This is a genomic window from Streptococcus sp. FSL R7-0248, assembly GCF_037967965.1.
Lineage (GTDB): Bacteria > Bacillota > Bacilli > Lactobacillales > Streptococcaceae > Streptococcus.
In genome coordinates this window covers 1931282-1943121 of record NZ_CP150201.1, presented here as the reverse complement: position 1 = coordinate 1943121, position 11840 = coordinate 1931282, and the positions used below count along the sequence as shown (strand labels likewise).

Genomic DNA, 11840 nt, shown 5'->3' with positions numbered 1-11840 from the left:
AATACAACTAAAGAAAGGTTTATTATGATTGATACATTTAAAGTTAAAATTTTAAAAGGAGTAGGAGTTGCTATTATAGTAATTCTGATCTTTGTTATTGGGTTCGGTGTTGGACATATTGGTAAGTCAACACAGAAAGTGTCAGCCCCTAAAACAAAAAAAGTTGCTGAAGGAACTGAATTGACTCAGGACTATATCAGGAAATTCTTGATTGCTTATTATACGAAGAAGGACCTAGAGGAGAACCGTTCTCGTTATAAACCTTTTATGACTGATGGTCTATATACGTCTGTTGTCAATATGGAGAACGAACCTGTTAATCAAACTTATAAGGGTTATGTGGTTGACCAGGCTTTCAAATCAGCCGATATCTTTATTGATGAAAAGAACAATACAGCCATTGCTACAATCAACTACACAAATACACTCCTAAAAAATAAGGGTGACTATAAAGATGCTCAGAAGAATGTTGCTAGTAAAAATACATTGCGCCTAACATTTACTAAAGATGGTAAAAAGTTTAAGGTAAATAACATGAGCTACCTTATTGTCACAGACTCAGCAAATGTTACAGACACTACTAATAGCTATGGCGCACTAGAGAGTGCCTCAAGCTCTGGAAGTAGTGCCTCTACTTCTACTGGCACTAGCGGAAGCAGCAATGCTACTTCACCAACCTCTACAGACTCTTTAAACAGTGAGGAATAATCAGATGGAATTTAAAGATTTTAAACAAAGACTTGATGAACTATCCAGAACGTTACCGAGTCTGTATAGGGATGAGAATAGGGAAGGAGTACAGGCTTTAATTCCTTATGGTACCGCTTATATCCAATTTGAGAGTTATCTAGGTGAGGGTATAAGTCATTGTATGGTTGTTAAGGGGCAGAAAGTGCTAGAACGTCTTTATGATTACATTATAGAGGCGTGGGAGGACAATAATCTGGACTACAATGAACCAAACTTGGAATTTATTGAAAACAACACAGTGATCAGGATGATTGTATTCATTTCTAACAGTGGCTTGTTAAAACCACGAACAGCTAACAGGCTAAAACAGACTTGTGATCAACTTGAATGCTTGCTAGTAGATGTAGATGAAGGTGGTGCAGTTTTATTAAACAATGATGCCAATGAGTTTTTATTTTACAATGAGTATATTTACCCAGAAAAACTAGCTGATGCTCCTGTTTTTGCTAACTGTAATATCATGCTTGAACGTAAACAATGAAAGGAAATATAAACAATGAACGACTATCAAGAAAATTTACAAGTAGAACAAACTGAAACAAAACCTAAACGTAAAAAGAAAACTATTCAGGAACGTTTAGATAGAGCTTTAGAGTTAAAAGCAAAGACGGAGAAACAACTTGCTGCCATTCAGAAGCGCCTGGATGGTTATAATAAGCAAGTTGAAGAACTCCAAGTTGAAGCACGTCTTGAAGTAATCAAGCGTTATGATATAAGTCCTGAAGAATTAGATGCTGCTCTTAAGAATTACAAGGAGGGTGATTGATAATGACATTTCAAGTTACAAACCTACAGACAAACAAAATTAGCGAATTTGCAAATAGAGCTCAATTTCTCTATGAAATGGAGCAAATTGAAACAAGACACCTGGCCACAAACACTATGGGGCGCTATAAATTAACTCATTTAAACGCTAAAACAAATGAAGTCCTAGAAGAAAAGACTGTAGAAATTCCGCCAACGGAAGGCAATCTTGAACAATCTCTGAAAGACTTTGGTTTAGCCGCTGAAGGAGGAGGCTTGTTTAGTCGTCGGAAACCTAAACAAGCCCTAAAGGTTCCTCCTCAATCAGTATCAGAACCAGAAGAGAATAACCCAGTGAATATTGATGAAGTGGAACAAGTGTCACCTATTTCAGACACAAAAACAAATCTTCCTACTAGCAATAATGTTGTTCCTTCATCATCTTATGCAGGAAGCAAACTTAACATTGTAAGTTTTGGTAAAATTGTGGCTTGGTTGGTTGTTCTCTTCTTAGCCCTCTATGGAGCAGGTGTTTCACACACTATTGCAGTAGGTCTTAAAACGGGAGCAATTAAAACAACACAGTCTACACCAAAACAAACCTCAACTGTCAATGATATGTCAGATGAACATGAAGTAGATGTTTTTAGTCGCTACTTTATTGGAGCATATCTTACAAATAGTGACCTTAATAATTTCATTAGCTCAAAGGTTTCTAACAAACCTTTTGACAAGGTGACTACAACAGCGGTCCTGCTTGAAAAGGCACAAACCAAAGATAAGCAGACTTATGAAATGACTTACGTTGTTAGTTATAACAAAGATGATAAGACTAAATCATCACGTTTCAAATTTACTGTAAAAAAAGCCAAAAAGGCTATGTATGGCTATGAGGTAACTAAGTTGCCGAAAGAGTCAGATTATCCAGGATAAAGGAGAAGAAAAATGGTTGTAGATCAAGAAGCTGTTATTAGAGAATTCAAAAATCAAGGGGGGATGAGTGCCAGACTCCTATACAATATCAGTTGCGTTCTAGCAAAATCATTAGCAGATAGAGCTGCTGATATACGCAAGATGGTTTCTACTAAAATTGAGACAATGCCTGGGGAGAAAAAATCTATAGATGCCCTAAAGAAGAGAGGCGATACATTAGATTACAAGCAATTCTCAAATAATGAAATGAACCTAGACAAGTTAAAAGCCTATTTGAAAGAATATGGTATTCAATTTCACGCAGAAGAACTAGCAAATGGCAACTATAACTACTGGTTTAAATCAAAAGATCAAAAACAATTTCAAGCAGCTCTTGAAAGAGTAAAAGAAGATATTATTAACGACAAAAAACAAATTAAATCTCTTCAGAAGACTCCTAAAGACCTAAAACCTCAAGAACAAATTGCTAAGCATAAGGCAGCAGCGCCAAAACAATCAGTAGGAACTAAAATTAAGAAGCCTACGAAGTCAGTTTAGGAGGGGCTTATGCAAAAGAAAAAACCTAAATTCTGGCCATTTGCAGTATTAGGGCTTATCTTTGCCCTAGCTTTAAACCGTGGCTACACACTTTTCTCAATGTCTCCACCTGCAACGGCAGAGCACTTATTCATGCCTTATGAGTATACAGTAACAAACTATTTCAACCCTCCTTATTTTCTCTTTAGTTCCAAGCCTTTAGGGTTTGCTGCAATGACTATAGGTTTCTTTATTGCTCTTGCTCTTTATAGTAAAATGAGTACCACAAAAAATCTAAGGTCAGGAGAAGAAGCAGGGTCGGCCCGCTTTGCGACTCCAAGAGAACTTCAGGGGTTTCAGGACAAAGAGCCTGAAAATAATATGCTTTTCACTCAAAATGTGAAAATGGGTCTTTATAACAAACGTCTTCCCTTTGAGTGGCAACTAAACAAGAATGTGCTTGTTTGTGGTCTCCCTGGTGACGGTAAAACCTTTACTTATGTTAAGCCTAACCTGATGCAGATGAACGGTTCTTATGTCGTTACTGACCCTAAAGGGTTGCTAGTGCATGAAGTGGGTACAATGTTGGAAGAACATGGTTATCAGGTTAAAGTGTTTGACTTGGTAAATTTATCAAATTCAAATACGTTTAACCCTTTCAAGTATATGCACTCAGAACTAGATATAGACCGAGTAACTGAAGCTATCATTGAAGGAACTAAAAAATCAGACTCTCAAGGTGAAAATTTCTGGGTACAAGCCAACTTGCTTTTAACCAGGGCATTGATTGGTTATCTCTATTTTGACAGTCAGGTTCGTGGATATGAACCTAACTTATCTATGATAGGTGATCTCTTGCGTAATTTGCAGCGCAAAGAGGAAGATGTTCCTGCTCCTGTAGAACTAATGTTTGAAGAGTTGGAAGAAGCACTTCCTGGAAACTATGCTTGTCGTCAATGGGACCTATTTAATGCAAACTTTCAAGCAGAAACAAGAAACTCAGTGCTTGCTGTGATGTCTGCACAATACAGTGTATTTGATCACCAAGCCGTGACTGATATGATTAAGACGGACTCAATGGATATTAACACATGGAATACTCAAAAGACGGCCGTTTTCATTGCTATCCCAGAAACAAATAAGGCTTTCAATTTCTTAGCCTCAACATTCTTTGCAATCATGTTTGAGGAGTTAACCCACGGTGCTGATGCTATTCTTCAAGGAAGACGTGAAGGTTATAGCTATAAGGATCTTCTTCATGTCCAATTCTATATTGATGAATTTGCCAACATTGGCCGAATTCCCAACTTTAATGAGGTTCTAGCCTCTGTTCGAAATCGTGAAATGTCTATTAAGATTATCTTACAAGCTATCAACCAATTAAAGGCCCTGTATAAGGACGACTGGAAAACAATCTTAAACAACTGTGCAACTTTACTTTATCTAGGTACCAATGATGATGATACCATGAAGTATTTTTCAATGCGTGCAGGTAAACAAACAATTGATATTCAGAACTATTCTGAAAGTCGTGGACGTGGCGGTTCAAGCAGTACGTCCCACCAACGTCAAGGCCGTGATCTGATGACACCTGACGAAGTTGCTCGTATCGGAATTGATGAAGCCCTAGTTTTTATTGCCAAGCAGAATGTTTGTCGAGATAAAAAGACAAGTGTCAATCTCCATCCTATGAAAGACTGGCTTGCGGATAGTCCTTCTGATAAAAACTGGTATGATTATGTCCGCTATGGGTCTGATATTGAAGAATTTTTGGCCAATATCGAATATGAAACAGTCGTTGATTTGACTGCTGAACTTGAAGCTGAAATTGCTAAAAATGAAGCTCAAGCAAGCAACGAAGAAACAGGGACTAACCAAGCTGAAATGACCTCTGAAGATAATGCTGAGATTGCCTCTGAGAGTGCATTTCAAGAAACTGTCTTACCAATTCATCATGAAAAAGTCGTAGAAGACGACCTAGAAGAAACTGAAGATGTTTTGCCTTTTGCATGGGATGAAGATTGATAGTGATATAATACAAGAAACGGAGGTGATTATATGACTGAAGATATCAAACAAAAACCACGAGGTTTTAAGGGCCTGATGGAAGATTTAGGGGTAAGTACCTTTGATGAACTTATTGACTATATGCAAAACAATCCAACTAATCCACTTGTCCAGGAGTTGGAAGAACTTTTAAATAAATTTTATTAGTCTAACTAAAGATAAAAGCCAGGTCAATTAAGACTTGGCTTTTTCTATTACATAAAAAATGGAAGGAATAACAAATGAGCTTATATGATTACTTTGGCGTGACGACTGCCCAAGAACTTTATGACCTGGTTACGAACGACGATCCACGAGTTGATGACCTTCAGAATTTCTTGACTTATGCGAAACAAGAACTTGAATATGATACAGCAAAAGTTTTTAATTCTGATGCGTTGCTTCGTTTTGTAAATCAGGAGCAAGTGGTTCCAGGAGAAAACGAAGCCTATATTATTGGTTTCTCGACTCAACTCCACCCTACATATTACGCTAAAATTTCTGCGGATATGTCAGATAAAGAAGTCCTAAATACAGCATTTAAAGCAGGTATTAGGTCTTACGCTATTGTAGATCACCCTAATATCTTTTCTAAAGAAGGTTTAAGCCAAGATATAAAAAATAAAATAAATTTACTTGAAGCAGTTTATGAAGATACTACTAGAGTTTGTATTGATAGAATATCAATCTTGGGTGAAGAAGGGGTACTTCCGCTAAGACTCTATTCTCAGGAAGCTGATTCATCTGAACCATTGGACTTTAAAGGATATGAACATACGACTGATTATAAAGAATTTATTATAGGAAATGATAGTATTTATGACTTACCTGAAGAGTTAACAGAAGCATCCGAACTCAGTGACTTTGTTGGTTACTATGTAGCAAAAGAACTCGAAGGTTTAAACGTCTATTATGATGAACAAAAAGTTGAGTCATTATTGTGTATGAAGGCCACTATGAATAAGCAGGAGATTTTCACAGTTATTACCTATGACGACCAATTGAACATTAACGGTGTTAAGGATATGTTTATGGGTACCTATAATAATACAGCCGTTGACCTTGCTTTTATTATGGACCAAGTCAATAAAGACCAAAATAAAGGATTTATCGTTAGTCATAACCACCCTTCTGGCGGATTAGGTGCATCTAAAGCTGACCTAGAAACTACAGAAGCTCTAGGTCGTTTAGGTGAATTATTTGAAAAGCGACTTTACGATCACTATATTGCATCAAGTCGGGGAGTAATATCATTAGCTGAAGAAAATACTATTGGTAATGAACCTAGAATGCGATTTCTTGCAAAAGCTAAAGAAAGAGAGGTAGATAAGTATTTGGTCAAACTTGCAGATACTCTTGAGAAGCAAAGTGCTAAATTACAAGATAGCCCTAAAAAGAAACAAGGGCGGAGCATATAAGGGAGGAGTGAAATGAAAACAATACTACTTCTAGCAGAAAAGCCCGATCAGGCAAAAAAATATGCCAATGCTTTGGGAAAACCCAAGAAGACTGATACTGGTTGGGATGTTTATTCCGAGCAACTATCTGCCCAGGTCCTTGTCCGTCCTGCGGTTGGACACTTGGTTGAACGGTCTAACCCCTGGACTAATTTTGAAAATTGGGAAAGCGTAGAACGACTTCCAATGTTCCCCGATCATTTTGATTTTGAAATCAAAAAAAATACCAAGAAGAATTTTAACGCCATCAAGAATGCTATTAAGAACGTTGACAGTATTATGATTGGAACGGACCCAGACCGTGAAGGAGAAGCCATTGCCTATTATATTCTCAACAAGATACCAGGTAGTTTGAAAAAGGTTAGTTATCGTTTATGGGCCAACTCACTAACTCAAAAAGGGCTAGACATGGCATTTAGAAACTTAAGAAGACCTGAAGAAACAGTCAACTATTACCATGAAGCAGAAGCACGAGGGGAAGCCGACTGGCTAGTAGGTTTTAATTTGAGTCCATTTACAACTCTTATGATGCGAGATCATGAACTTATTCCTGAAAAGTCCAAAGGAATGACGGTCGGACGAGTACAGACCCCTATTGTTTCGCTAATTGTTAAAAATAACGAGGAAATAGAGAATTTTGTTTCAAAACCATTTTGGCAACTCCGATTATTTGAACAGACAAACCAGGTCGCTTTCTCTCATGAAGCCAAGTTTGAAACTGAAGCAGAAGCTGTAGAAGCCCTAGAATTATTGTCAGATAGGGCAACGATTACCCAGGTATCTTCTGAAAAAAAATCAAAGACAGCTCCTAAACTCTATAACCTTACAGATATTCAAGCTGAAATGTCTAAACTCTATAAATTTGATGCTGATAGGACAAAAAGCATCATCCAAAGTCTCTATCAAAAAGGTTATATGTCCTATCCACGGACAAACTCAAATCTTATCACAACTAATGAATTTGATTACCTAGTAGAGCATATTGACGACTATCAAGCAGCTATTGGTAAGACCATAGAAACGCCAAACAGAAGCCCTAGAAAGTCTTTTGTCAATGATAAAAAAGTGGTGGAACACTATGCTATTATTCCTACCGAGATCATCCCAAATATGGAAGAGCTAGAAAAAGAAGAACGTCTGATTTATCAGATGGTGACCTTCAGAACGTTGTTGATGTTTGCACCAGATTATGAGTACACGTCAACAAGTATTACCCTGGATAATAACGGACAGGAGTTTAAAACAACTGGCTCTGTGACTTTATCTAAAGGTTGGCAGGTCTATCTTCCTAGTCAAAGTAAGGAACAGGTTTTACCTCCATACCAGGAGGGACAAGAAATTGCCGTAGAACGTCAATTGAAGGAAGATGCAACAAAACCTCCTCAACGTATCACTGAAAACAGCCTTTTGAAAAAATGGCTACCTAAGTACAGCTTGGGAACACCTGCCACACGGGATGCCATGATTAAGTCTGTCCAGGATAAAGGGTATATCACAAAGGACAAAAAGAGTGGCCAACTATTCCCAACTGAACGAGGAATATTACTAATTCATTATTTGGATAAGCTCAATATAGCTTATACCAATCCTGAAACAACTGGTAAATGGGAGGTAGCGCTTGCCAAGATAGGTGAAGGGAAAATGAAAAAAGAGGACTTTGTGGCCAAAGTTAGACTGGCCATAACAAAACAAATTGAACGAGGGAAAGAAATCGGATAGAAAGGAAATTAACCTATGTCAAATGCAGCAGAACGAGGACAAGCACTATCAAACCTACTATCAAACAAACAACTCCACTCAGCAAAGGCTAAAGATATTCTGGCTGTTGCTGAAGGTCTTGGAATGAAACTTATCCCAGAACGTGGAAACGTCTATCATTGGGAGGAACACGACTCTTTGAAACTCTACCCAGACCGAAATACATTTAGATGGTGGTCTCAAGAAACTGGTGGTGACACTATTCACCTGGTACAAGTTATTCAAGAATTAAACACTGGAAAACGTCCAAATTTCAAAGAAGCTGTCAACTACCTAATTACAGGAGAGTTTGAAACCATTGAAGTCGAGCCCCTACCAGAAAGAGAACCATTTAACTATTATCTTAAGCGTTTTGAGTCAAAAAACTTTGACCTGGGACGTGATTATCTAAAAAATGAAAGAGGGCTATCAGATGAAACGATAGACCTCTTTTTAAAAGCGGGAGTCTTGGCCCAAGCTAATCATAAGACAGGAGATTTGATTGAGCCTGTAATAGTCTTTAAGTCTCTTGATGTAGATGGTTCGCTTAAAGGAGCAACACTTCAGGGAATTGAAAATCATCCCGATATTCACGAACGAGGGCGCTTGAAAAAAATCATGACTCACTCTGACGGAATGATGGGTTTAACACTTGATATTGGCCAACCTAAACGCTTGGTCTTTGCAGAAGCACCTATTGACCTTATGAGCTATTACGAGGTCCACAAGGAAAGTCTGAAAGATGTCAGACTTGTTGCTATGGATGGGCTTAAAAAGGCCACTGTGAGCCGTTATGTGGCTGATATGGCCTCTTCTGACCCAACTGGACCCAATCGCCCGTCACAAGTCCTAAAGGACAACAGAAGGGAGCTAGGACAGCTTATTGATCGTCTGCATATGCTCGATAACGTTTCTCAACGCCTAGAAGATGGTTTAATTACTCTAGCCGTAGATAATGACGAAGCAGGCCGAAAATTTATAAAAGAAAAATTTCAAGATATGAATATTCCTGTTAAAGTCGATATTCCCCCACTTGCAGACGGTCAAAAGAAAAACGACTGGAACGACTATCTAAAAGCTGAAAAAGGACTTATCAAACTAGATAAAAAAGCTCCTGAGAAGGCCCAGGAGCATACAAAAAAGGCTGAGAACGAATTCGGGGATTTACCTGGAAACCAGGAGGCAGCACCTCTACCTGAAGCGGATGAACCGCAACCTTTGAATGAGTCGTCACCGACTCAAACTCAGTCTCAACCTTTACTTCATTTTACCATATCTGAAGCGCCAAAGTCAATTTATAAGGTGGGTTATCACCCTATTACTGCTAGTGAATTAAATAGGTTAAATAACTATGTACAGCATCTTCAGGAAGCAGCCAAGTGGTATGATGAAACACTTGCGGATAGTAAGGTAACCTATTTTGTCAAAGATGAAGATGAAATCAATTCTATTGAAATTACTTTTGAGAAAAAACAATTCATGCACTTAACAGGTATTTATCTTGTTAAGCAAGGCATTACTTCGAGCATAGCCCTAGATAATATCATTCAGGGGCAAGGTCACTATGATAATATCTATCTTGCTAATAGAAATGCTGCGTTCTCAAAACTTCAAATTATGCCAGAGCTTAAAGCTATAGCTGACTCAAGTTCATTCTATTTCAATGATGTAAGTGACATTAAGAAGTTCCAAAGACTGGATGCATCGAAGGCTATTCGTACAAAAGGGAATGAGCTGGTACTTGCTTTAAGGACAGATGACGGCAAAACGTTTCCTGCTTCTTTGATGAAGCCTGGTAAAACGTTAAATATACTAATGGACGAAACTGCTGAAGAAAGAGCTATTTTAGGTATCTATCGCAAGAAGGGTGGAAAAATTGATACCCTTTCTGTTAACGAGCGTTATATTTCAGATGGTGGTAAAGAAATGTTAGAAATTATGAAAAACAATGATTTTAGTCTAGTACAGTCTGAGTCACAAGGGATCAAGCGAAAACAATCATTAGCCACACTCGACTCAGATGGTGACGGTTTAAGTGATGAAGTAGAAATTGCAAGAGGTACTAACCCTTATTCTCCTGACTCAGATGGTGATGGAGTACCTGATGGTCAAGAGGTCGCAGAAGGCACTGACCCACTTAACGCTTCTGATAATAGCTACACTAAGCAGCAACGTGATATGACTGTAACCAACATGATTAAGAATAATGATATCAAGGCTCTTAACGAGCATTTGAAAGAAGGAATTAAGTCCTATTTTAATTCGGACAATTACAAAGAATTCCTCAACGGTATGGCCGACTTTAACAATTATTCTCCTAGAAATATCCAACTAATAAAAGCACAACTTCCTCAAGCAACATTGGTTGCCTCTTTCAATCAATGGAAAAAGCGTGGTGGTTCTGTTAAAGGACAAAAGGCTATTTATATTCAGGCCCCTGTTAAAGTTACAATCAAGGATATATACGGGAACCCTAAAATAGATCCTAAGACAGGTGAAGAACTTAAGCGAATAATCTTCAGAAGCGTCCCTGTATTTGATGTGTCTCAAGTAACACCGCAAGAAGGAAAAACATTAGATATTCCAAGTATGAGTGGGGATGCTACAACACCACTCAGCAAAGAAGACTATAACAATATGTATCGTAGTCTGAAAGAAATCTCACAAAGCAATGGTGTTCCAATTCGTTTTGACCAAACAGAACCAGGTGTAGGTGGCTTTTACGATACAAAAAGAAATGAGATTGTTATTTCTAACCAGGCAAAACGACAACCTGCACAAGTTATAGGAACACTCATTCATGAAATGGCTCACTCAGAATTACACAATGACAAAACGATTGCTGAAAATTATCCTGACCTTAAATATTCGACTGGTGAATTACAAGCGGAGTCTGTCGCCTATGTCGTTTCAAGACACCTAGGTATTGATATGGGTATAGAGCGAAGTTTTGGTTATCTAGCTTCATGGGCTGTTGCTGAAGGTGGTTTGGAAAGTTTGACTGCTCAACTTGAGATTGTTCAAAAAGAAAGTGCTAGTTTGATTGAGCGTATTGACCACGCTATGACTAAATATCAAAAATTATCAGAAGATAAGGTTGTTAGCCGTGATAAGGTATCAATGAAAGAAAATACCTTTTATGATAGCCTAGCACAAGCAAAAAAGCGCACTAGCGGAAAAACTACTGAAGAAGATGAAGCCCCAAAAAAATCACAAGGAATTCAAATGTAATGTCCCGCAAGAATTCCTTAACAAGAAGGGACAGAACAAAAACACTGACACAAATTGAAAGAAGAGAGGAAGAGAAAGATGACGATTACTAAAGAACAAGGAACAACTGTTGAAATGACACTCATGGATTATCTTCTTGATATGGAAGATTTTATCCAAGGTAATAAGACACTTAATGTTATGAACGTCCGTAGACCGAAAGCAGCACTTATTAAAATCTTAGAAGCTGACCTAGACGATTTTAAACAAAATGGCTTTGAAGATGGAGGTGAAGATTTCGCCGAAAATCTTACACAAACTATAACAGCTCTTGAAAATATGACTGATGATGAATATACCAAAATCAAGCAAGATATCCTTGAGTTTGAACCTGGTTCTTAAATGGGAAATATATTTTAAATGGTCATCTTAAAAAGATGTCCATAT

11 protein-coding genes are annotated in these 11840 nt (G+C 37.8%); all 11 read left to right on the top strand.

The window, feature by feature from the left end:
- The first annotated feature begins 24 nt into the window (after positions 1-24).
- The 11 genes from NYE32_RS08870 (at position 25) to NYE32_RS08820 (ending at position 11795) form a co-directional block, all read left to right on the top strand.
- The gene (locus tag NYE32_RS08870; RefSeq protein WP_316582198.1) at positions 25-708 is read left to right on the top strand and encodes a hypothetical protein; all 684 of its coding nucleotides are present in this window, start codon (positions 25-27) and stop codon (positions 706-708) included.
- A gap of 4 nt (positions 709-712) precedes the next feature.
- Positions 713-1231, top strand: coding sequence for a hypothetical protein (locus tag NYE32_RS08865; protein ID WP_339157005.1), 519 nt, complete (start codon positions 713-715; stop codon positions 1229-1231).
- Positions 1232-1246: 15 nt separating this feature from the next.
- Positions 1247-1516 carry a hypothetical protein gene (locus tag NYE32_RS08860; RefSeq protein ID WP_201041049.1) on the top strand — a complete coding sequence of 90 codons (270 nt, stop codon included), beginning with the start codon at positions 1247-1249 and terminating at the stop codon, positions 1514-1516.
- Between the two features lie 2 nt (positions 1517-1518).
- On the top strand, positions 1519-2427 hold the full coding sequence (locus NYE32_RS08855; RefSeq protein ID WP_049529246.1) for a hypothetical protein: 909 nt from the start codon (positions 1519-1521) through the stop codon (positions 2425-2427).
- Positions 2428-2439: 12 nt separating this feature from the next.
- Positions 2440-2964 carry a DUF3801 domain-containing protein gene (locus NYE32_RS08850; protein ID WP_339157004.1) on the top strand — a complete coding sequence of 175 codons (525 nt, stop codon included), beginning with the start codon at positions 2440-2442 and terminating at the stop codon, positions 2962-2964.
- 9 nt (positions 2965-2973) lie between these two features.
- Entirely contained in the window at positions 2974-4968 is a 1995-nt protein-coding gene (locus NYE32_RS08845; RefSeq protein WP_339157003.1) for a type IV secretory system conjugative DNA transfer family protein, read from the top strand.
- 33 nt (positions 4969-5001) lie between these two features.
- A complete protein-coding gene (locus NYE32_RS08840; protein WP_161800604.1) occupies positions 5002-5157 on the top strand; it encodes a hypothetical protein in 156 nt (51 codons plus the stop codon).
- 74 nt (positions 5158-5231) lie between these two features.
- Positions 5232-6407, top strand: a complete 1176-nt coding sequence (locus tag NYE32_RS08835; RefSeq protein WP_037599287.1) for a JAB domain-containing protein — start codon at positions 5232-5234, stop codon at positions 6405-6407.
- A gap of 12 nt (positions 6408-6419) precedes the next feature.
- Positions 6420-8165, top strand: coding sequence for a DNA topoisomerase (locus NYE32_RS08830; protein WP_339157002.1), 1746 nt, complete (start codon positions 6420-6422; stop codon positions 8163-8165).
- Positions 8166-8180: 15 nt separating this feature from the next.
- Positions 8181-11414, top strand: a complete 3234-nt coding sequence (locus NYE32_RS08825) for a PBECR4 domain-containing protein (protein ID WP_339157001.1) — start codon at positions 8181-8183, stop codon at positions 11412-11414.
- 78 nt (positions 11415-11492) lie between these two features.
- Complete coding sequence (locus NYE32_RS08820) at positions 11493-11795, top strand: hypothetical protein (protein ID WP_339157000.1); 303 nt, start codon at positions 11493-11495, stop codon at positions 11793-11795.
- The last annotated feature ends 45 nt before the right edge of the window (positions 11796-11840 follow it).